The 21,894-nt window shown below is 70.1% G+C and carries 17 protein-coding genes and 1 pseudogene; 5 read left to right on the top strand and 13 right to left on the bottom strand.

Annotated elements, in window-relative coordinates:
* Positions 1-7 precede the first annotated feature (7 nt).
* The 4 genes from ACSP50_RS07515 to ACSP50_RS07500 form a co-directional block, all read right to left on the bottom strand.
* Positions 8-394, bottom strand: a complete 387-nt coding sequence (locus ACSP50_RS07515) for a hypothetical protein (RefSeq protein ID WP_014688555.1) — start codon at positions 392-394, stop codon at positions 8-10.
* Positions 394-795, bottom strand: a complete 402-nt coding sequence (locus tag ACSP50_RS07510; RefSeq protein WP_014688554.1) for a YbaB/EbfC family nucleoid-associated protein — start codon at positions 793-795, stop codon at positions 394-396. Before ACSP50_RS07510 ends, ACSP50_RS07515 begins: the two co-directional genes overlap by 1 nt.
* Before the next feature lie 90 nt (positions 796-885).
* Positions 886-1,170 (bottom strand): WXG100 family type VII secretion target, encoded by a 285-nt coding sequence (locus tag ACSP50_RS07505; protein ID WP_014688553.1) that lies wholly within the window; start codon positions 1,168-1,170, stop codon positions 886-888.
* A gap of 32 nt (positions 1,171-1,202) precedes the next feature.
* Positions 1,203-1,544 (bottom strand): WXG100 family type VII secretion target, encoded by a 342-nt coding sequence (locus ACSP50_RS07500; RefSeq protein ID WP_014688552.1) that lies wholly within the window; start codon positions 1,542-1,544, stop codon positions 1,203-1,205.
* 263 nt (positions 1,545-1,807) lie between these two features.
* On the opposite strand from ACSP50_RS07500, the gene ACSP50_RS07495 reads away from it, so the two are divergent.
* Positions 1,808-2,881: a hypothetical protein gene (locus ACSP50_RS07495; RefSeq protein WP_014688551.1), complete on the top strand. Its 1,074-nt coding sequence runs from the start codon at positions 1,808-1,810 to the stop codon at positions 2,879-2,881.
* Complete coding sequence (locus tag ACSP50_RS41635; protein WP_014688550.1) at positions 2,874-4,781, top strand: hypothetical protein; 1,908 nt, start codon at positions 2,874-2,876, stop codon at positions 4,779-4,781. Before ACSP50_RS07495 ends, ACSP50_RS41635 begins: the two co-directional genes overlap by 8 nt.
* Here the strand turns inward: ACSP50_RS41635 and ACSP50_RS07480 are convergent.
* On the bottom strand, positions 4,756-5,157 hold the full coding sequence (locus tag ACSP50_RS07480) for an RDD family protein (protein ID WP_014688549.1): 402 nt from the start codon (positions 5,155-5,157) through the stop codon (positions 4,756-4,758). The two genes, ACSP50_RS41635 and ACSP50_RS07480, sit on opposite strands and share 26 nt — an antisense overlap.
* A gap of 192 nt (positions 5,158-5,349) precedes the next feature.
* On the opposite strand from ACSP50_RS07480, the gene glnA reads away from it, so the two are divergent.
* Positions 5,350-6,774, top strand: coding sequence for a type I glutamate--ammonia ligase (gene glnA, locus ACSP50_RS07475; protein WP_014688548.1), 1,425 nt, complete (start codon positions 5,350-5,352; stop codon positions 6,772-6,774).
* Positions 6,775-7,286: 512 nt separating this feature from the next.
* Here the strand turns inward: glnA and ACSP50_RS07470 are convergent.
* Complete coding sequence (locus ACSP50_RS07470) at positions 7,287-9,602, bottom strand: SIR2 family protein (RefSeq protein WP_080127748.1); 2,316 nt, start codon at positions 9,600-9,602, stop codon at positions 7,287-7,289.
* 656 nt (positions 9,603-10,258) lie between these two features.
* On the opposite strand from ACSP50_RS07470, the pseudogene ACSP50_RS43765 reads away from it, so the two are divergent.
* Positions 10,259-10,495, top strand: a pseudogene (locus ACSP50_RS43765) (BTAD domain-containing putative transcriptional regulator); the annotation flags it as partial.
* Between the two features lie 2,409 nt (positions 10,496-12,904).
* On the opposite strand, the gene ACSP50_RS07460 reads toward ACSP50_RS43765, so the two are convergent.
* The 5 genes from ACSP50_RS07460 to ACSP50_RS07440 form a co-directional block, all read right to left on the bottom strand.
* The gene (locus ACSP50_RS07460; protein ID WP_231957009.1) at positions 12,905-13,585 is read right to left on the bottom strand and encodes an ABC transporter permease; all 681 of its coding nucleotides are present in this window, start codon (positions 13,583-13,585) and stop codon (positions 12,905-12,907) included.
* 77 nt (positions 13,586-13,662) lie between these two features.
* Entirely contained in the window at positions 13,663-14,604 is a 942-nt protein-coding gene (locus ACSP50_RS07455; protein ID WP_014688545.1) for an ATP-binding cassette domain-containing protein, read from the bottom strand.
* Positions 14,605-14,649: 45 nt separating this feature from the next.
* Entirely contained in the window at positions 14,650-15,822 is a 1,173-nt protein-coding gene (locus tag ACSP50_RS07450; protein WP_043510988.1) for a glycosyltransferase 87 family protein, read from the bottom strand.
* Positions 15,749-17,143 (bottom strand): polyprenol phosphomannose-dependent alpha 1,6 mannosyltransferase MptB, encoded by a 1,395-nt coding sequence (gene mptB / locus ACSP50_RS07445; RefSeq protein WP_014688543.1) that lies wholly within the window; start codon positions 17,141-17,143, stop codon positions 15,749-15,751. The genes ACSP50_RS07450 and mptB overlap by 74 nt, the downstream gene beginning before the upstream one ends.
* Positions 17,144-17,369: 226 nt before the next feature.
* Entirely contained in the window at positions 17,370-17,585 is a 216-nt protein-coding gene (locus tag ACSP50_RS07440) for a hypothetical protein (RefSeq protein ID WP_014688542.1), read from the bottom strand.
* An 84-nt stretch (positions 17,586-17,669) separates the two neighbouring features.
* Between ACSP50_RS07440 and ACSP50_RS07435 the strand changes: the two genes are divergently transcribed.
* On the top strand, positions 17,670-18,116 hold the full coding sequence (locus ACSP50_RS07435) for a MarR family winged helix-turn-helix transcriptional regulator (RefSeq protein WP_014688541.1): 447 nt from the start codon (positions 17,670-17,672) through the stop codon (positions 18,114-18,116).
* A gap of 4 nt (positions 18,117-18,120) precedes the next feature.
* On the opposite strand, the gene ACSP50_RS07430 is transcribed toward ACSP50_RS07435, so the two are convergent.
* Positions 18,121-21,132 (bottom strand): bifunctional [glutamine synthetase] adenylyltransferase/[glutamine synthetase]-adenylyl-L-tyrosine phosphorylase, encoded by a 3,012-nt coding sequence (locus tag ACSP50_RS07430; protein WP_085945549.1) that lies wholly within the window; start codon positions 21,130-21,132, stop codon positions 18,121-18,123.
* A complete protein-coding gene (locus ACSP50_RS07425) occupies positions 21,092-21,862 on the bottom strand; it encodes a type 1 glutamine amidotransferase (protein WP_014688539.1) in 771 nt (256 codons plus the stop codon). Before ACSP50_RS07425 ends, ACSP50_RS07430 begins: the two co-directional genes overlap by 41 nt.
* Between the last annotated feature and the right edge of the window lie 32 nt (positions 21,863-21,894).

The following is a 21,894-nucleotide window of genomic DNA, read 5'->3' as shown; positions in this document are numbered from 1 at the left end:
CAGAGCCTCAGACGCGCTTCGCCGTCGCCGTGTGTTTCACGATGTCGCCGGCGTTCTCCAGGTCGGTCACGTCGTAGTTCACCATCGCCTTGCCGACGTACTCGCCGACCTCCTGGAGCCGGGCGGCGACCGCCTCGGCGCCCTGCATCAGCGCCTCGTTGGCCGGGATGTCCTGTCCCGGCACCGGCCCGGGAACCGGCTTCTTGTAGTTCTTCGGCACGAAGCCGTCGGTGAACTTGTCCGACGGGAAGGTGTCCCCGCGGTTCTCGTGCTCGACGATGTCGAGCTTGATGGCGCGCACGTTCGCGGTGAGCGAGATCCCGTGGTCGCGGAGCCGGTCGGCGACGTTGATGAGTTCGGACGGGCTCGACTTGATCGAGACGTAGTTACCCATTAGTCATCCTCTGCCCGGATCAGCACGTCGGCGTCGTGGCTGCCGACATAGCTCCGCACGTCGTCGGGGGCCATCCGGCGCAGATCGGCCGGAAGGCTGTCGGTCATCACCGCGGTGCTCTTGCGGCCGGCATCCTCGATGGCCGCGCGAACCGTCTGCACGATGCTCGCGGAGAGTGCCTTCGAGTTGGGCTGCCGGAGCACCCGGGGGTCGATGTCGAGCTCGAGGAGGTGGCCGCGCGGGCCGACGACCGCCTTGATCAGGCCGTCCGGCGAGTAGCCGGTGCCGGTCACCTGGAGCATCCTGCGCTGCACGTTCGGCAGGTCGGAGGTGGCCTTGCGGAGGTCGGAGAGCATGTCGCGCAGCACGCCCCAGTCGGGTCGTCCCGGTACGTCCGCCATCGTCCTGCCCTTCCTCCCGCGTACCACCGATCATCCCGCACCGGACCGGCCGCCGGGAACCCCGTCCGGGGCTCCCCACGGCCGGGCCGATCACATTCCGGCGGCGATCTGCTGGTCGATCTGCTGCATCCGCTCCGCCGACGCGCCGAGCTTCACGCCGACGCTGGCCAGCGCGGCCTTGATCTCGTTGGCGCCCTGGTTCCACTTCTGCCGGGCCTGGTCGCAGGCCTCGCCCGCGGAACCCTGCCAGTCAGCCGCGAACAGCGTCGTGAACGCCGTGTACAGCTCGGTCAGCTGATGGTCCATCTGCCCCTCAAAGGTGCCGATGGCCGTCGCGACGTCGTTGATCTGGCCGAAGTTGTAGGTGATGCTCATGATTCGCCTCTCTCCGATCTCGCGGGCGGCGCTCAGCCGCGCAGGATGCTGACGACGGAACCGTCGCCGGTCGACGCGGCCGCGGCCCGGATGTCGTGGGCGGCGTCCTCGTCGTGCGTGCCGTACTGCTTCGAAGCGCTGCTCATCTTGCCGGCCAGTTCGTCGAGCGCGTTGACGATCTTCGCGAGACCCTCGGTGAGCTGGCCCGTCACATCCTGCAGCGCGTTGTTCGCGCTGCCCTGGAACCCGCCACCGCTGAGCCCCTCGATCCGCTCCCGCAGCCCCGCCATGCCCCGGGAGATGTTCTCCCCGGTCTCCTCACAGCGCTGGGCCATCCTGTTGAGCTGTTCCTGCGTGGCATGGACCTGTCCCATACCCGGAGTTCCTGCCAAGGTGGTTCACCCCGATTCTTCCCTGTCGGCACACTCCGTGAGCGGCCGGCGAAACGTCCATGTGGGCCCCGAAGGTAGCGATCCGCTTCCGTCCGGTGCTACCCCGATGTACCGCCTTGGGGCCCTCCCGGTTCACATAAGTACATTCGAACCTACGTATCGGCGAAGGCGTACTCTATCGCGTCACCAAATGTCGTACCGGGCGGCTAACCTGACCGGTGCGCGATCGACGACGGGGAGGCGTGATGGGCGACGACAATCTGTATCCGGATACCACGAAGCAGAACACGCATCAGCCCTGGCTCGACGAGCACACCCCGGTCGACGTCAACCTCGACGGCCTCCGGGAGTATGCGAAGCTGATGGGCAAGCAGCAGACCCAGCTGCAGGACGACCTGGGTCGCCTGACCCATCTGTACGACTCGCCGTTCAAGGCGTGGGACGGGCACGTGCTCGGCGAGGCCGCGAACATCCGCCAGCAGCTGACCAACAACGCCGGCGAGCTCCAGGCGTACATGGGGTATCTGGCGCAGGCCTTCTACAACATCGGCTCGGCCGCGCAGACGATCGCCGACATCTACTCCGACGGCGACGCGACCGGTGCCGCCTCGCTCAACGACGTGCTGTTCGCCTTCGGCGACAAGTCGATCCCCCGGCCGCACGGCCTGCCCCGCAACATCGGCCGCACCTACCTGGACGCGGTGACCGAGCAGGCCAAGTCCGACCCGGTCGCCATCCCCGGGGAGACCAGCCCGGAGTGGGGCAACCCGACCGTCACGACCCTCTCGCCGTACCAGTCGAAGGAGGTCTCGGTCGGTCCCGGCGGGCAGCACATGGAGAAAGTGATCACCAGCGTCCCGGGCAGTGGGGTGACCATCGAGACGGTCACCATCTTCAACGCCAAGGGGCAGCAGCTCTCCACCAAGAGCACCCGCACCACCACGTCGTTCGACGCGTCCACGCACTCGATCGTCACCTCCACCGAGAGCAGCCAGGACGGCCGGGCCACCGGCTCCTCGGTGAACACCAAGACGTATGCCGGCACCCGGCTGGCCGACGAGACCACGGTGAACAAGGGCGCGAACGGTCAGGAGACCACGACCACCGAGACCAAGACCGCCACCGACGGGTCCAAGGTGGAGACCACCACCAAGCCGGTCAAGGACAAGCACGGCCACATCGTCCCGGACCAGCGCACCACCACCGACGAGGTGCACACCGGGACGGCCACGACGAGCAGCGGCACGTCCGCCCCGACCACGAAGATCTCCACGGCGTACGACCCGATCGCCCAGCGGATGGCGGCCGACCATGGCTGACGGCGACTACTTCGGCGCGAAGGCCGACCCGAATTACGGATACAGCCCGTACAGCGGGCAATTGCACTACGGCAACCACAGCATCGACTTCGAGTTCACTCCGGACGCGGGTGAGGGAAATCCGCTCACCATCGAGACCGTTGAATGGATGATCAACAATTCGCATCCGGAGGAGATCGCGGTCCTCGGTGATCATTGGCAGAACATGATCACCCGGCTGAACCAGTACAAGACCTTTCTGCGCGACGAGAGCAAGCAGCTGGAGGCGGAGAGCTGGAAGTCGCCGAAGGCGCGGGAGATGTTCCTGCAGAAGGGCCCCGGCGAGGCACTGGCCTACCTGGACGTCTGGATCGACGCGGCGACCACCAACCTCACCGCCATCCGCGCCCTGGAGAAGGTCGCCGCCGACTCGCGGGCCAAGATCGCCCAGCTGATGAACGAGTACCGGGCCGCCCTGCACAACGCGCAGCACGTCGACCTGAAGGGCCAGCTCAGCGAGTGGTTCGACACCAGCCGGGCGCTCAACACCACCTGGGGCGACGCCAAGAAGTACCAGATCCAGCAGCAGGTCGGGGAGGTCGAGAAGCACTTCAACGGCCGGGCGCAGGAACTCGCCGCGCTGACCGCCAAGGCGTACTCCGACTGGAGCAAGACGCTGTTCAGCGGCGTCGGCCCGCCGTACAAGCCGATGGACGCCGTACTCAACCAGCCGGGCCACCCGCCGCTGCTGGCCCCGCCGAACCTGCCCGGTGGTGGCGCGCCGCCCCCGCCACCGCCGTTGCCGCCGGCCGTCCCGCCGCCTCCGCCACCCTCGGGAGCGAACCCGAAACCGCCCACCGCGCCGGGTGGTGACCTGCCGCCCGACCCGTCGCAGGGCACCCAGGGCAATCCGCCGCCGGCTCCCGGCGCGCTGCCGGCCCCTCCGGGTCAACTGCCCGGCGGCATGCCCGGCGGCGTGCCCGGCGGCCTTCCGCTGTTCCCCGGTGGCCTGAGCAACCGCGGGCTCACCCCGCCCAGCCTCCGGCCGGGTCTGGGCGCGCAGCGCCCGGCGCTGCCGCAGTCGCCGGGCACCAGCCTGCCCAACCCGGGGCAGCTCACCCGCAACGCGTTCAACCGGCCCGGTCAGCCCCCCGGCCTGGGCCAGCCGCCCGGCCGCACGCTGCGCCGCGGCGGCCAGAGCACCGGCAAACCGGGCAGTCTGCCGCCGGGCCGTCCCGGCGACCGCCGGCGCGGCGAGCAGGACCGCGAGCACGGCACCCGGCTGCCGGGCGGCACCGAGGAGGCCTTCGGTCACCCGCCGAACAGCATGCCGCCGGTGCTGAAGAATCCGTCGACCGACCGGCAGCGGCGGCGCCCGGGCAGCACCGAGGAGTTGCGCCCCACCGCGCACACCAGCGGTGACGCCTACCGCCCGGAGGGCACCGCCCCGCCGGTGCTGAACCGGCCGATGCAGCCGGGCATCCCGCCGGCGCAGCCGTCCCGCAGGCGGCAGACGCCCGGACAGCGGCAGACCACCGGCCCGGCGTGGGGCGACTTCTTCGGGGCCGAGCAGGCCCGGGCCGCCGCGTCCGCGCCGGTCCTCGGGCCGCCGTTGCCGCCGCCGACCGGGTCGCAGGTGTCCGGCCTGGAGGAGGTGCCGGAGGCGCTGCGCAGCCGGGCCGCCGCCCGCGCCGCGGCCGCACAGCAGGGCCGTCCCGGCACGGTCGCTCCGGAGCTCAGCAAGCGCCGGGTGACCGGCGAGCCGGCTCCGGCGCAGCGGGACGAGGACGAGGACCTGTCCGGTGTGGTCACCGACGAGCAGGCGTTCGAGGTGCAGACCCCGGGCGGCGGCGTGGTGACCAGCCAGCGTGACCAGCCGGTCTACGAGCCGGAGATCAAGCGGGTGCTGGGCTCCTCTTGACCACCATCGAGCCGGCGGCGCGGTCGTGCAGCCCACGACCGTCGCCGTCGGCGATCAACGCCGGGACGAGCAGCGCGAGCAGCACCGCCCGGAGCAACCCGCGGCCCAGCCCGATCGCACCGCCGTCGATGAGCGAGCGGCAGGCGATCCGGGTCAGCCGCATCCCGGGCGTCTGTCCGAAAAGCCCGATGAACACGGTGTTCACCAGGATCAGCAGGACCACCGGCGGCCACGACGTCCGGTACGGGCTGGCATACAGGCCGGCCACCAGCAGGCAGAGAAGCCAGTCGATGAGCAGAGCGAGCAGCCGCCGCCCGCCGCCGGCCGGTTCCGGCCGGGCCGTCGCCTGCGGTACGTCGTTCGCGGAAGCTGCCACGACCGCGGAGCCTACGCGATAGGGTCCGGGGGTCGGCCGCTGCGCACACGCCGTGCCTGATCACCCGGTTACGTAACACGGCGGAAACAATAGGGACACGCCGGGGCAACTCCGGACCCATAACGTCGCGACCAGCCTTGCCAGGTGGCGGCGTATGCCGCCCGGTGTCGGAAAACTGTGCCAGGAGGACGTGTGTTCGCCAATCCCGAGGAACTCCTGCGATACCTCAAAGACGAGGACGTCAAGTTCGTCGACGTACGTTTCTGTGACCTCCCCGGCGTGATGCAGCACTTCAACATCCCGGTGGAGTCGTTCGACGACAGTGTGGCAACCGACGGTCTCGCCTTCGACGGGTCCTCGATCCGCGGTTTCCAGGCCATCCACGAGTCCGACATGATGCTGCTGCCGGACGTCGCCACCGCGTTCGTCGACCCGTTCCGGATCCAGAAGACGCTGGCCCTGAACTTCTTCATCCACGACCCGTTCACCCGCGAGGCCTACTCGCGTGACCCGCGGAACGTGGCCAAGAAGGCCGAGGCGTACCTCGCGTCGAGCGGCATCGCCGACACCGCCTACTTCGGCGCCGAGGCCGAGTTCTACATCTTCGACTCGATCCGCCACGAGACCTCCGCGCACCAGGCGTTCTACTACATCGACTCGATCGAGGGCGCGTGGAACTCCGGCCGTGAGGAGGAGGGCGGCAACCGCGGTTACAAGACCGCGTTCAAGGGCGGCTACTTCCCGGTCTCCCCGGTCGACCACTACGCCGACCTGCGCGACGCGATGGTCCGCCGCCTGGTCGACACCGGCTTCACCGTGGAGCGCTCGCACCACGAGGTCGGCACCGCCGGCCAGGGCGAGATCAACTACAAGTTTTCCACGCTGCTGCACGCCGGCGACCAGATGCAGCTGTTCAAGTACATCATCAAGAACACCGCCTGGGAGCACGGCAAGACGGCGACCTTCATGCCGAAGCCGCTGTTCGGCGACAACGGCTCCGGCATGCACACCCACCAGAGCCTGTGGCTGGGCGGCGAGCCGCTGTTCTACGACGAGACCGGTTACGCCGGCCTGTCCGACATGGCCCGCTGGTACATCGGCGGCCTGCTGCACCACGCGCCGTCGCTGCTGGCCTTCACCAACCCGACGGTCAACTCGTACCGCCGCCTGGTCCCCGGCTACGAGGCCCCGGTCAACCTGGTCTACTCGCAGCGCAACCGCTCCGCGTGCACCCGCATCCCGGTCACCGGCAGCAACCCGAAGGCCAAGCGCGTCGAGTTCCGCGTCCCGGACCCGTCGTCCAACCCGTACCTGGCGTTCTCCGCCCAGATGATGGCCGGCCTCGACGGCATCAAGAACAAGATCGAGCCCCCGGCCCCGATCGACAAGGACCTCTACGACCTCCCGCCGGAGGAGTGGGGCAGCGTCAAGCAGGTCCCCGGCTCCCTCGACGCCGTCCTCAACTCCCTCGAGGCCGACCACGAGTTCCTCACCGCCGGCGGCGTCTTCACCGACGACCTCATCTCCACCTGGATCGACTACAAGCGCACCAACGAAATCGACCCGGTCCGGCTCCGCCCGACCCCGCACGAGTTCGAGATGTACTACAACGTCTGACGCTTGCTGAAGTGGCCACTCCCGGTCCGGGGGTGGCCGCTTCTCTCTGTCCGGTGGCGACCGCCATCCTTGTTGGCGGTGGCGGCCGGTATCTCTCTTCCCGGTGGACGGCCGCCATCCAGGATCCCCGGTGTCGGGGTTACGGCAAAGATCAAGATCCGGAAACCGATGTCGTGCGCTGCGGCCGATATCAGATCGCCGCTCCCGCCGAGGGCACCTCCGGGCTCCGCTGGCCGCTACGCGTCCAGACCGCGAAGCCCTCCGGCGCTACACCCGCGGGTGGTCACCGCAACCCTCGTCAGCGATCCGGGGCAGCTCACCGCACCCTCGGTAAGCAACCACGCTGCCCGTCGTCGAGCTCGAGCCACCGGCTCGGCACGTGACCGTTACGCGAGCTGCCACTCGCTCTGGCTGTGGCCTGACGAGGATGAATGAACGCCAACACCGCAATATCGCCGCCGTTCATGATTCGACAGTCTGTTCCTCCACAGGTCCTCAAAGACCTACAGCTATCAGGAAAGCTCCCGCCTCACGTCACCCAGCAGGTATTTGGTGGATGTCATGTATGGCTCGTTGACCTGCACCACCCTCAGCCACTCTTCGGCTTGCTCCAGATACGTTCTCGCCTGTTCGTCTCCGAACTGACCGAAATACTTCAGCGCGCGGCGGCTGTAACTGAAGGCGTGCAAGGATCTCCGCCTATCCGAGAGGTAACACCTACGCAGCATATCCATAGCACGGTCGGCCTGCCTTCGAGCGTCCGAACTCTCGGCTGCCAGATTTATATTGGCATCGAAGAGAAGTTCTGCATGCGTGGCTTCGATGCGCCAATTCTTCTTGGGGCTCATCGCGAGCGCCTGATCAATAGCCACGAAAGATTCCGTGTAGAGACTCCTTTCGCTGAGCAGTAGCGCCTTCTGCTGAAGAAGGTATGGATTTGCATCCTTATCCAGGAGGAGGTCGTAGAATTGGATCGCGTCCTGCGTCCGCTGAAACGCACGCCCAATGATCCGATGACTGTATCCACGTCTGCGAAAGATGTCGAAACGGCAGATTCGGGTAGTGGCGAGGTTCGAATGAAAGGTTGTCAGCACCTTGCGCAGGATGGACGTCCTTGCGGCATTCAGGGCCGCCTCTGCCACCACAATGGACCGCGCCGCAAAGTAATCCTGCCCATCATCTTCCGCCAGGTCGCCCTCATACTCATTGAGGAGCTTTCCGACTTTTTCGATGAGTGTTAATATGTCTCTGTATTGAGCGGATTTATCACGCCAATAGGCGAGTGCCATGTCCATTGACAACACGGTTCCGCATGCATGAACGTATGCGATCAAGATAAGCATCTCGGCAGAGACCGGATCATCTTCCTGGAACTGCTTGATGGCCTCTACAAGGCGCGATTCTAGACTCTTCGAGGTAGTATTCGCAAGGTTGAAGTCCAGTATGCTCACCTCGCCCGCGGTAACCGGCGGCCTAACCATCTTCGGGGTCCGCACGGCCGCAGGTATGGCGGCTCGGATGGTGCCCTGATCCAGTTCACTGATTTCAGACAGGGAAACGAATTCCACACCAGACCGATCGATACGGTGGATCACGGTCCCGATGTTATAGTCACGATCAGCGGCGAGGAGCGTAATATTCGGCGCCGCTCGGAGCAGATTCCATGCCTCGACGTCGTCACAGAAGCGATCGAGTACCACAGTCGCTTCGTTCCCCTGCAGAACCCGTTGAAGTCGGTCCGCAGCCTCTCTGGTCATGGAGCCTGGCATGAAAGTAACGCCAGGACCTACATTCGCCGCCGCGAGTTGCATCAAGAGCGTCGTTTTCCCGCTCGCCGGAATTCCAGTGACGATTACGTCCTTTTTGCTGTTCAGCGCATTCTCCGCCACTCGATACTGTTCCAATTTCGGAACGTCTGGGCGAAATATGTCACTCCATGCCGGCGCCGCACCGGAATAGAATTCCACTACGGGGCGCTGAGGCACCCTACTAGGCCTTGGAACCAAATATTGCCTCAGCGAGTCGATGATGTCATCCGCGCCTTCCGACGGTGCCGCCGGAACCAAACCATCGAAATATTCGATCATTTCTTCAGTTTCAGCGAAGATGATCTGAAAACGTAGAGCGCGAAGATACTCGACAAGGGGGTCGTCTCGGTCGGACGGCCTGACCGTAATCCAATTGTTCCCTACGGCTCTTCCGCCCTGACCCGTGGTCTGCAGGGATTCAAGAGCCGCCGCGTCCTGCAGAGAGTATCCCCAAAACAGTGTCGGGCCCGCCGACAGCCGACGTCGAAAGGTCTGCCAGAGCGTAGGATCCGACGAGAAGCTGCTGGCCACCTCTATGCTCGTGAAGCGAAATGCTCGCGTATCGTCGAGTACGGAACCATGGAGAGGGGCATAGTCAACCGCCGATCCATCCTTAAACTGTGGCCCACGCATCACGACGTCATTGAGATATTTCGTCTGGCTGCCTTCATAGATCTTCCATGGCAGGTCGTCGATATTTGTGGTAAAAATCATCGAAACGTTAAGGCGCGCCACAGAGGTGTAGCGCGGATCAAACCAGCCGACCGTGAAACGATTCCGGAGATATTCGTCGGCGGCGTCCCGATCCTTCGCCGCCAGAATGGTGTAAAGCTGCGGCAGGGTCAGCTTGCATCCAGGATCCACGCCGAATTCTTGACGCAATTCGTCGCCGAGCTTCCCGCCGACAGGAAGAGACCTTCCCTGCTTGTCCTTCGCCAGCACGCTGAAGCCGGCTCCCAGCATCAGGTGTATACCGGCCTGCAGAGCCACCTCGAATGAGGCAGAGTTCTCGATGTCCATTCGCCGACCTTCTCTGAGAAGTCGCGTGAGGTTCAAGGTCTACCACGCGTCGAGCGTAGAAGCACTCCATGACACCTTCGATATCCTGAAAGGGGGCGCAAAGGGGCTGATATCAATCCCTGCTCTCGCCCGCACGCTATGAAGTCGCGAAGCCGCCATCGAACGCCTACTCCTCTCGACGGTTGACGTGCGGGGCGTCAAGCAAGGAGACGCTCGCCGAAGGACCCATCGAGCGCTGCGCCACAGTGGACCATGGGCCGAGCGGCCAGCGGGACGATGCGGAACCGCGGGTGCGGTCGGCGAGGCAGAATCGACGCGTGGACATCGGGGTGCTGGGCCCGCTGGAGCTGCGCGCCGATGACGGTGCGCCGGTGCCGATCGGTGGCGTCCGACTGCGGACGCTGCTGATTCTTCTCGCTCGTGACGCGGGGCGCAGCGTCTCCACGGGCCGGCTGGTCGACGGTCTGTGGGGTGCGGCGCCGCCGGCCGGCGCGGGGAACGCGGTGCAGGCGCTGGTGTCGCGGTTGCGGCGGGCGGCGCCGGGGTTGCGGATCGAGGCGACGGCGACCGGCTACCGGCTGGTGCTGGATCCGGGGCGGGTGGACGCGCTGCGTTTCCTGGCGTGCGCCGACCGGGATCCGGGGGCGGCACTGCGGATGTGGCGCGGGGAGCTGGAGGTTCCCGACGTCCATCTGGAGGAGGTCCGGCTGCGCGCGCAGAAGGCCTGGCTGGCGGCCGAGATGGCGCACCGCGACGTGGTCGCCGAGCTGGAGGCCCTGGTCGCCGCGCACCCGCTGGACGAGCCGCTGGCCGCGCTGCTGATCCGGGCTTTGCGTCGGGCCGGGAGTCCGGGGCGGGCGCTGGACGCGTTCGAGCGGATCCGGGTCCGGCTCCGTGAGCAGCTGGGCACCGACCCGTCCGCCGAGTTGACCGCGCTGCACCGGGAGTTGCTCCGCCAGGAGCGGCCGGGCCCGCGCGGGAATCTGCCGGCCGAGCTGAGCACCTTCGTCGGCCGGGAGACCGACGTCCGGCGGGTGGTCGCGCTGATCGGCACGCATCGGCTGGTCACGCTGACCGGGCCGGGCGGCAGCGGGAAGACGCGGCTGTCGGTCGAGGTGGGCGGCCGGCTGCCGGGTGCGTCGTGGCTGGTGGAGCTTGCGCCGGTACGGGACGCCGCGGAGCTGCCGCAGGCCGTCCTGACCGCCCTGGGCCTGCGGGAGCAGCCGGGCCGTGATCCGCTGACCCGGTTGCGGGACGCGGTGGCCGGCCGGGAGCTGCTGCTGATCGTGGACAACTGTGAGCATCTGATCGAGGCCGCCGCCGAGGTCGCCGCGGCGCTGCTGCGGGCCGCGCCCGGGTTGCGGCTACTGGCGACGAGCCGGGAGCCGCTCGGGATCCCGGGCGAGGGCATCCATCCGGTGGAGCCGCTGCCGTTGCCGCCGGCCGGGTCGGACGCCACCACCGCGGCCGGCTTTCCGAGTGTGCGGCTGCTGCTGGACCGGGCGACCGGGTTCGCGCTGACCGACGGGAACGTGGCGAGCGTGGTGCGGATCTGCCGGGCCCTGGACGGGATGCCGCTGGCGATCGAGCTGGCCGCGGCCCGGCTGCGGACGCTGCCGCCGGCGATGCTGGCGGACCGGCTGACCGACCGGTTCCGGCTGCTGACCGGCGGTAACCGGGCCGCGCTGCCGCGTCATCGGACGCTGCGGGCGGTGGTCGACTGGAGCTGGGAGCTGCTGTCCGAGCCGGAGCGCCGGCTGTGGCGGCGGGTGGCCGCGCTGCCCGGCGGCGCCGACCTGGCGGGCGTCGAGCGGGTTTGCGGTGCCGACCTGGACGTGGTCAGCGCGCTGGTGGACAAGTCGCTGCTGATCCTGGAGCCGGACGGGCGCTACCGGATGTTGGAGACGATTCGGGAGTACGGCCTGGAGCGGCTCGCCGAGGCCGGCGAGACCGAGTCGTCGCGCCGGTCCATCGCCGATCATCTGCTGGCGCTGGCCCGGGCGGCGGAGCCGCATCTGCGGCGGGCCGAGCAGCTGGTCTGGATGGCCCGGCTGCGGGCCGAGCACGACAATCTGCACGCCTCGCTGCGGGCCGCGCTGGCGGCCGGCGACCGGGCCACCGCGGTCGCCCTGGTGGCGAACCTGGGCTGGTACTGGTGGCTGTGCGGGCACCGGACCGAGGGTTCCACGCTGTGCCTGGCGGCGCTGGCCCTGGACGGCCCGGCGGACCGGCAGGAGCTGGCCCTGGCGTACACCCTGGCGGCGCTCAACGGGGTCGAGGGCCCGATGGCGTTCGCCGAGGTGAAGGCATCTTTCAACCGGGCGCTGGAGCTGGCCGACCCGCATCCGGGCAGCCATCCGGGGCTGCGGATGCTGGGGCTGGTCGCGGCGCTGTACGGGACCCGGCGGGCGGATGCGGAGCAGGCCGCCGCGACGATCGTCGACGACCCGGATCCGTGGCTGCGCGCGGTCGCCCGGATGATCGTCGGGCAGGTGCGGCTGAATTTCGGGGAGCCGGCCGAGGTCGCCGAGGCGGACCTGCGGGCGTCGCTGGCCGGGTTCCGGGCGGTCGGCGACCGCTGGGGTATCGGGTTCACGCTGAGCGCACTGGCCGACCTGACCGCAGCACGCGGCGACTTCGCGCAGGCGGTCGGCTGGCAGCGGGAGGCGGTCGAGCTGCTGCGGGAGGTCGGGATCCGGGAGGACGTCCCGCAGATGGGCGCCAAGCTGGCCTATCAGCTGTGGCTGCACGGGCAGCGGGAGCAGGCGTACCGGGCGTTGGACGAGGCCCGGGAGTACGCCGCCGACCTCGGCATTCCGGAGGTGATGGCGTCGGTGCACCACGTGTCCGCGACGCTCGCCCGCGAGGAGGGCCGGCTGGACGAGGCGCGCGAGCAGGTGGACCGGACCGTGGCACTGATCGCCGGTTCGACGCTGGCGCCGCAGTTCCGGGCGATGACGCACAGCACCCGGGGGCTGATCGAGGCGACCGCCGGCCGGCTCGCCGAGGCGCGGGCCGAGCACGAGACCGCGCTGCGGATCGCGGTGCGCACCCGGGATTCGCCGATGATCGCCCAGGTGCTCGCCGGGTGGGCCGACCTGGCGCTGCGCGAGGCGGATCCGGAGCGGGCGGCGTTCCTGCTGGGTGCCGCTGACGCGGTGCGGGGGTCGGTCGACCGTACCGTCAATGCGGGTGTGATCGTGGCGGGCGAAGCCCGCGCCGCACTGGGCGACGCGGGCTATGCGGCGGCGTTCGGCCGGGCCACGGCGGTCACCATGGACACCGCGCTGGCCGCGGCCGGATTAGACCCGGCGGCGGAAGGCCTGGACGGAGAGGGGGGCGAAGACCGCGAAGAGCGCGGCGGCCCAGATCAGCGCACCGGTGACCGGGCCGGCCACCGGGCCACCGGTGAGCAGGCCGCGGCCGGCGTCGGCCAGGAGCGTGGTCGGGTTCACCCCCGCGAAGCCGCGCAGCCAGCCCGGCATGCTGTCGGTGCGGACGAACGCGCTGCTCACGAACGTGATCGGGAAGATCAGCACGAAGCCGAAGATCTGCACCCGGGCCGGTTCGCTGACCAGCATCGCGAGCAGCACGGACACCCAGGAGACGGACACCGCGAAGCCGAGCAGCAGGGCGAAGAAGCCGAGCACCGGCAGCGGGCCGGTGGTGATCCGGAAACCCAGCAGCATGCCGAAACCCAGCAGCAGCGCGAGCGCCCACGCCTGTTTGATCACGTCGGCCACGATCCGGCCGGCCAGCGGCGAGAACCGGGAGATCGGCAGTGACCGCAGTCGGTCGAAGACACCCTTGCTGATGTCGGTGTTCAGGCCGACGCCGGTGGTCAGGCTGGCGAAGAGCAGGTTCTGCGCGATGATCCCGGGCAGCGCGAAAGCCAGGTACTCCTGCGGGGAGCCGGCCATCTGCCCGCCGAAGACATAGGTGAACAGCAGCAGGAACATCACCGGCTGGATGCTGAAGTCCATCAGCTCGAACGGGTTGTGCCGGATCTGCACCAGCGTCCGCCAGGCCAGCGTCGCGGTGTGGCGCAGGGTCGTCGTGCTCATGCGGCGGCTCCGGTCAGGCTCAGGAAGACCTCGTCCAGGCTCGGGCCGCGCAGCGCCAGCTCGGACACCGGGAGGCCGGCGTCGTCCAGGCTCCGGACCAGCGCGGTCAGCGCCCCCGGGCCGCTGACCGGCGCGACCACCGCATCGCCGCGCACCTCGACCGGCCCGGCCGCGACCCGGCCCACCTCGCCGGACAGTTTCTCCAGATCATCCGGGTCGGCCGGACGCACCGTCACGGTCTGTGCCCCGGTCCGGGCCTTGAGCTGCTCGGGCGTGCCGGTGGCGAGCACCCGGCCGTGGCCGACCACCACGATCTCGTCGGCCAGCCGGTCGGCCTCCTCCAGATACTGGGTGGTGAGCAGCACCGTGGTGCCGTCGGCGACCAGCCCCCGGACGATGTCCCACACCTCGTTGCGGCTGTGCGGGTCCAGCCCGGTGGTCGGCTCGTCGAGGTAGAGCAGGCGCGGCTCGCCGACCAGGCTGGCCGCCAGGTCCAGGCGGCGGCGCATGCCACCGGAGTACTTCCCGGCCGCCCGGCCGGCCGCGTCGGCCAGGTCGAAGCGGTCCAGCAGCTGCCCGGCCCGGGCCCGGGCCGCCGGCCGGGTGAGCCCGAGCAGGCGGCCGATCATCAGCAGGTTCTCGAAACCGGTGAGCTGCTCGTCGACCGAGGCGTACTGGCCGGTCAGGCCGATCAGCCGGCGCACCTGGTGGCCCTGGCGGACCACGTCGAAGCCGCCCACCGTGGCGTGCCCGGCGTCCGGGCGGACCAGGGTGGCCAGTACCCGGACCGCGGTGGTCTTGCCGGCGCCGTTCGGGCCGAGCAGCCCCAGCACGGTGCCGGTGCGGACCGCGAGGTCCACCCCGGCCAGCGCGGTGGTGTCGCCGTAGCGTTTCACCAGGCCCTCGGCGTAGACGGCGGTGGTGGTGTCATGTCCCATGCGGCCACCGTGCCGGGGACCGCTGACAATCCGCTGACGCGGTGATCAGCGCCCGTCAGCGCCGGTCAGCACCTTCTCCGGAGCCGGATCCGGGGCCGGGACCCCGGCGCCGATCGGCGTCCAGATCAGCAGAGCCAGGCTGAACAGGACGTAGAGGTTGCTGCCCAGGATCGCCATCGGCGGCCACGGCCGGTTCTCCCACAGCCAGGCCAGATGCGAGGTCATCAGCACGTACGCGGCGGTGGCCAGCCAGGCCGGCCCGCGACCCACCCCCGACCAGCCACGCTCCAGGCAGCGGATCAGCGCCGGGATCAGCCACACGCAGTGGTGGATCCAGGTGACCGGGCTGACCAGGCAGCCCAGCACGCCGGTCAGGGCCAGGCCGCCGACCACGTCACCCGGGTTCCGGGCCACCCGCAGCCCCCACCAGACCAGCGTGATCAGGACGCAGACCAGCCAGATCTTCGAGCCGATCTGGTCGTACGGCAGTCGGGCGATCATGCCGCGCTCCGACTGGTTGGAGAGGAACTGCAGCGAACCCACCCGGTTGGTGTCCCACAGCGCGGACGTCCAGAACTCCCGGGACTGATCCGGGAACAGCGCGCCGGCCAGCACCGACGCCCCGGCGGCCGCGCCGATCGCGGTGCCCGCCTCTTTCCACCGGCGGGTCACCAGCAGATACAGGATGAAGACTCCGGGCGTCAGCTTGATCGCGGTGGCCAGCCCGATGCCGATGCCACCCCACCAGCGGCCGCGGGCGACCCCGAACAGCATGTCGCCGGTCACCACGGTCAGCAGCAGCAGATTGACCTGACCGAAACTGAACGTCTCCCGGACCGGTTCGAAAGCCAGCCCGGCACAGCAGGCCAGCCCGAAGACGAACCACAGCGGGTGGCCGGTGCGGCGTAGCACCGACCCGGCCAGCCACCAGACCAGCAGCGCGGTGGTGAGCACCGTGCCGATCGAGGCGAGCACCACCACGGCGGCGAACGGCAGCACCGACATCGGCGACATCACCAGGCCGGCGAACGGCGGATAGGTGAAGCCGTACGGCGTGCCCGGCTTCAGCCAGTCGTAGACCATCCCGCCGTCGCGGAACCAGTACTTCACCGCCCCGTAGTAGACCTTGGAGTCGAAGAACTGGTTACGGTGCACCGCGGTGAATATCAGAACCACCGCCAGCAACGCCGACCCGACCAGGGACACGATTCGCTTCATGCAGCACTTTCCACGCTAGAGAACCGGCGAGCACAGTCATCCCGACAGCACCCAGAGCCTTGGTGGCCAGGGCGAGGTTGTATCCGTCGGGCAGGCAGAGGGCGGCGGCCACCGCGCACGGGACGGCCAGCCACCGGGTGTCCCGGGGCAGCGTGGCGGCCAGCACGGCGAGCGGCCAGGTCGCGTACCACGGGTGGAAGACCGGGGCGAGCAGCACCGTCGCGGCCAGCGCCAGCCCGGCGTACAACAGCGGATCGCCGCCTCGCGCGGTCCGCCGGAACAGGGCGATCAGCACGGCGACCAGGGCCAGCATGCCGAGGATCCGGGTGACCGGGACGCCGTGCGGCACGCCGAACAGCTCCAGGGTCATCCCGGCCGCGGTCGGCGGCGACGTCCACTGCACCGACACGCCGCTGTCCACGAGCGCGCCGATCCAGCCCAGGCCCAGCCCGGAGCCGAGCGAGGCGACGAGCAGCGCGCCGGCCGCGCCCCCGGCCAACTCGCCGGCCGCCCGCCAGCGCGGCTTCGGCACCAGGAAGATCAGGAAGGGCAGCACGACGATCGCGGTGACCTTCACCCCCACCGCGAGCCCGATCAGCACACCGGCCGGCCAGCCCCGGCCGGTCGAGGCGACCGCCAGGCCGGCGACCAGCAGCGCGACCATCACCGCGTCATTGTGCGCGCCGGACACCAGGTGGATGAGCAGCAACGGACAGGCCAGCACCAGCCAGACCGCGCGAGCGGCCGGCACACCGGCCCGGCGGGCCAGCACCGGCAGGCAGGCACCCAGCAGTGCGACCCCGGCCACGGCGATCAGGCGGAGCAGCGCCACCGTCCCGGCCAGCGAACCGCCCTCCCGCGCCGCCATGGCGGCGAGGGTCAGGAACACCGGGCCGTACGGGGCGGGGGTGGCGCGCCAGATCGGCGCGACGGCGTCGGACCACGGGCAACCCAGAAGATCGACCCCGCCGGCGTACGGGTTGAGCCCGGCCGCGTGCTGCCAGCCCTGGCAGGCGTACGAGTAGGTGTCGTAACTGCCCAGCGGCAGGAACAGCACCAGCGGGAACGCCCACAGCCCGGCCGTGACGAACGCCCACCGCGCGGACGGGACCACCCGTCGCCCGGCCAGCCAGGCGCCGATCAGCAGGGTGATCCCGATCAGCCAGAACACCGGCAGCAGGATTCCGTTCTGCCCGGTGACGATCGTCCACGGGGTCACCGTCGGTTCCCACGGGCGGTGCGCGCCGCCGAGCCGCGCGGCACCTGACAACAGGGTGCTACCTGCGAGCCCCGCATATCGGATGAGAGGCGGACGCGGCATGGCGACGACCCTACCGTGACAGCCTGCAACGTATGGGGCCCCCGGTCCGCGGCGCCGGGTCGGGTCGGGTCGGATGTGATTCGGACTGCGCCCACCAGCGGATAGGGAAGGGCGCGGGGATCGTGGTGGACGCGCCGGCGGCCGGGTCGCCGGGACCGCTCGCCCCCGATCAGCGGCGATCAGTCATCGACCGGCGCGCCCGACATCACGAGGTTGAAGGTGACCGTCAGCGGGCCCCCGCACGCCGGGCCCGCTTGAGTTCGCGCTGGTCGCGAGTGTATTGCTTGCGGCGTTCCAGGTCCGCCTTCCAGCCCTCGCGGGCGAAGGCGTCGCAGCCCTGGACGGCGCCCTTCGTCTGGGCCGGGCCGATCAGCGAGCGGAACCACATGTCGTCGAAGGTCTCGTGGAACCATCGCGCGAACCGGTCCTGGAACGTCGCCACGACGCACTCCTCGTCTAGTTGGCGGGCCAACTGTTTGTGCCCCAACTATTGGTAGGATAACCAACGACCTGAGGAGAACCGCAAGTGACCGACGACGCCCCCGTGGATGATGATCCGCTGGCTCTGGAACGACAGGTGTGCTTCGCGCTGTCGGTGGCGGCACGCAGCGTCGTGGCGCTCTATCGGCCGCTGCTGGAGCCGATGGGCCTGACGCATCCGCAATATCTGGTGATGCTCGCGCTCTGGGGGGAGTCGCCGCTGACCGTGCGCCGGCTCAGCGAGCTGCTCGCGCTCGATCCGGGCACGCTGTCGCCGCTGCTCAAGCGTCTGGAAGCGATCGGTTACCTGCGCCGTGAGCGGGACCGGGCGGACGAGCGCAGCCTGGCGATCACGCTGACCGAGCGGGGTGAGGCGCTGCGGGCCGAGGCGTTGCGGATCCCGCCGGCCGTGGTGGCACGGCTCGGCATGCCGATCGACGACCTGCACCGGCTGCACGCCTCGCTGACCCGGGTGATCGCCGCGGCGGTGTGAGCGGTCAGGAGAAGACCCGTTCCATGGCGGCCCGGGACCGCCGGGTGAGGCGCAGGTAGCGGTCGACGAACTCGCCCGGGTCACCGCCGCCGAGCAGCAGCACCGTGCCGGCCAGCTCGACGCCGTGCTGCGGCAGCTGATCGGTCGGGCGGCCGCGGACCAGGGTGAGCGCGTTGCGGACCTGGGCGGCCAGCGTCCAGCCGTCGGCCATCGCGGCGGCGTCGGCCGCCTCCACCAGGCCGGCCTCCCGGGCTGCCGCCAGCGCCTCCAGGGTCGCGGTGCGGCGCAGATCCGGCACCTCGTGGGCGTGCCGCAACTGCAGCAACTGGACCGCCCACTCGACGTCGGCCAGGCCGCCGCGGCCCAGCTTGGTGTGCGTGTTCGGGTCGGCGCCGCGGGGCAGCCGCTCGGTCTCGACCCGGGCCTTGATCCGGCGGATCTCGACGACCTGGTCCCGGCTCAAGCCGCCGTCCGGGTACCGCTTGCGGTCGGCGAGCGCCTCGAACGCCACGCCGAGATCGTGGTCACCGCAGACGAAGCGGGCGCGCAGCAGCGCCTGCGCCTCCCACACCTTCGACCAGCGGTCGTAGTACTGCTGGTAGGCCTGCAGGCTGCGGACCAGCGGGCCCTGCCGGCCCTCCGGGCGCAGATCGGCGTCGACGCCCAGCGCCGGATCGGGGGCGGGGGCGTTGAGCAGCCGGCGCGTCTCCTCGGCGACCGCGTGCGCCGCGGCGCCGTCATCCGTGCCGTCGAAGACGAACAGCACGTCGGCGTCCGACGGATAGCTCATCTCGTAGCCGCCCAGCCGGCCCATCCCGATGATCGCGAAACGCATCCCGGGCGGACCCGGTCGGGCCCGCCGGGCGATCAGCAGGGCGGCGTTCAGCGTGGCGTCGGTGACCGCGGACAGCGCCGCGCCGATCTCGTGCACGTCGACCGGGTGGGCCGGGGCCAGATCACCGGCCTGGGACAGGATGTCCGCGCAGGCCAGCCGGAACAGCTCACGGCGGCGCAGGGCGCGGACCGCGGCGATCGCCTTGACCGGGTCCCCGGCGTGCCGGTCCGCCGCGGCGGCGAACCCGTCGAGCAGCTTCTCCCGGGACCGGGGCTGCAGCTCGGCATCGTCGGCCAGCAGCCGCAACGCCTCCGGGTCGCGGGTGAGCAGATCGGTGGCATACCGGGAGAGGCCGATCACCCGGGCCAGCCGGCGGGCGACCGGGCCGCCGTCGCGCAGCAGCCGCAGATACCACGGGGTGCCGCCCAGCTTGTCCGACACCTGCCGGTAGTTGAGCAGGCCCCGGTCCGGCTCCGGCGCGTCGGCGAAATCCTGCAGCAGCATCGGCAGCAGGGTGCGCTGGATCGCCGAGGTGCGGGTCACGCCGCCGGTCAGCGCCTCCAGGTGGCGCAGCGCGCCGGCCGGGTCGGCGAAACCGAGGATCTCCAGCCGCTTGCGGGCCGACTCCGGGGTCATCCGCAGCGCGTCGGCCGGCACCCGGGCCACCGCCTCCAGCAGCGGCTGGTAGAGCAGCTTGACGTGCAGCCGGCGGACGTTCGCGGCGTGCCCGATCCAGTCCGACCGGAACGCCTCCACCGCGCCTTGGCCGGGCAGCGCGGTGTAGCCGAGCGCCGCGGCCAGCCAGCGCAGCCCGGCCGGATCGTCCGGAACGGTGTGCGTGCGCTTCAGGTGCTGCAACTGCAGCCGGTGCTCGACGGCCCGCAGGAAACGGTAGCCGCGCAGCAGCGTCTCACCGTCCTGCCGGCCCACATAGCCCCCGGAGACCAGGGCCCGCAGCGCCGGCAGCGTGCCGGGCAGCCGCAGCGACTCGTCGACCCGGCCGTGCACCAGCTGCAGCAACTGCACCGCGAACTCGATGTCCCGCAGCCCGCCCGGGCCCCGCTTGATCTCCCGGTCCAGCTCGCGGGCCGGCACGTTGTCGATGATCCGGCGGCGCATGTCCCGCACGTCGGCGACCGCCTCGGGCCGCTCCGCGGCATGCCAGACCAGCGGCGCCAGATCGGCCAGCCACTCCCCGGCCAGCGCCAGGTCGCCGGCCGCCGGGCGGGCCTTGAGCAGGGCCTGGAACTCCCAGGTCCGCGCCCACCTGCGGTAGTAGGCCTGATGGCTGGCGAGGGTGCGGACCAGCGGGCCACGGCTGCCCTCCGGGCGCAGCGCGGCGTCCACCGGCCAGGCGACCTGACCGCAGATCTCCATCAGCCGGGCCGCGACCGTGGTGCCGGCCGGCAGATCCTCGTCGCCGGCCGCCACGAAGATCACGTCGACGTCGGAGATGTAGTTCAGCTCGTTGCCGCCGCACTTGCCCATCGCCACCACCGCCAGACGCGGCTCCGGGGTGCCGGCCGGCAGCGCGGCCACCGCGATCGCGTACGCCGCGGACAGCGTCTCGTCGGCCAGCGTCGACAGCGCGGCCATGGTCGGCTCCAGACCGCGGCCACCGGTCAGGTCGGCGGCGGCGATCCGCAGCAGGGCGATCCGGTACGCCCGGCGCAACGCCGGCACGGTCGGCTCGTCCAGCTCCAGGTGCCCCTCCGGATCGGGCGGCAGCCCGCTCTTCGTCGTGGCCAGCGCCCGCCACTCCTGCTCGTTGGCGACCAGGTGATCGCCGAGCGTCGACGAGGCACCGAGCACCGCCACCAGCCGGCGGCGCAGACCGTGATCCCGGAACAGCTCGCCGAACACCTCCCGGGTGGCGTCGTTCGCGGTGATCTCACCGGTCGGCCCGGTCGGGCGGGCCCCGGCGGCCCGCTCGGCGGCCCGGGACACCGCGTCGACCAGCCGGTGGAACTGGCGCAGCGCCAGATCCGGGTCGGCGGCCCGGGACAGGGCGTGGATCAGCTCGGCCGCGTCGGCGCCGGCCGGACCCTCGGCGTCCCACAGCCGCAGACCGCGCGGGCCGAGCAGATCGGCCCCGGAGTCGGCGAAACCGTACCGCGCCAGCCGGGTGGGGCGGGTCACCTCACTGCCCCAGCAGCGGCAGGGTCTTCGGCATCCCGGCATCCGGCAGCTGACCCAGGGCCAGCGCGGCGAACCGGGCCGCGAACGGCTGCCAGACCTCCTCGACGTCGGGCAGGATGCCGGCGACCGCGTGCACCACCGCCTCCCCGTCGTAGCCCAGCTCGTCCAGGTCGGCGGCGCCCAGCCGGACCCAGTCGGCCATCATCGCGGCGTCACACTCGATGTGGAACTGCAGGCCCCAGGCCCGGTCGCCGATCCGGAACGCCTGATGCGGGTAACGGCTGGAGGCGGCCAGCAGGGTGGCGCTCAGCGGCAGCTCGGTGATCTCGTCACGGTGCCACTGGATCACGTCGGGCAGCAGCGGCACCCACTGGAACAGCGGGTCGGTGTCGGCCGCGTCGCGCTTGCCGACCAGCCCCGGACCGATCTCCGGGCCGGCCGGACTGCGCTCCACCAGACCGCCGTGCGCGCTGGCCAGCAGCTGCCCGCCGAGGCACACGCCGAGCGTCGGCACCCGGTTGCGGACCGCCTTGCGGAACAGCCCCTCCAACGCCGGGAACCAGGGGGCGCCCGGGGCGCCGGCCGCATCCGGATAGGCGCTCTGATCGCCGCCGAGCACGATCAGGGCGGCGAAGTCGTCCAGGGTCTCGGGCAGATCGTCGCCGGCGTGCGGGCGCAGCACGGTCAGCTCCAGCCCGGCCTCGGTGAGCCACTCCCCGAGGCGCCGGAGGTCGTCGGTCGGATCGTTCTCGATGACAAGCGCTGTCCTCACGTGACGAGGCTAACGAATTACTCGCCGGCAAA

Source organism: Actinoplanes sp. SE50/110, from assembly GCF_900119315.1.
Lineage (GTDB): Bacteria > Actinomycetota > Actinomycetes > Mycobacteriales > Micromonosporaceae > Actinoplanes.
This window is presented reverse-complemented; position numbering and strand designations above follow the sequence as displayed.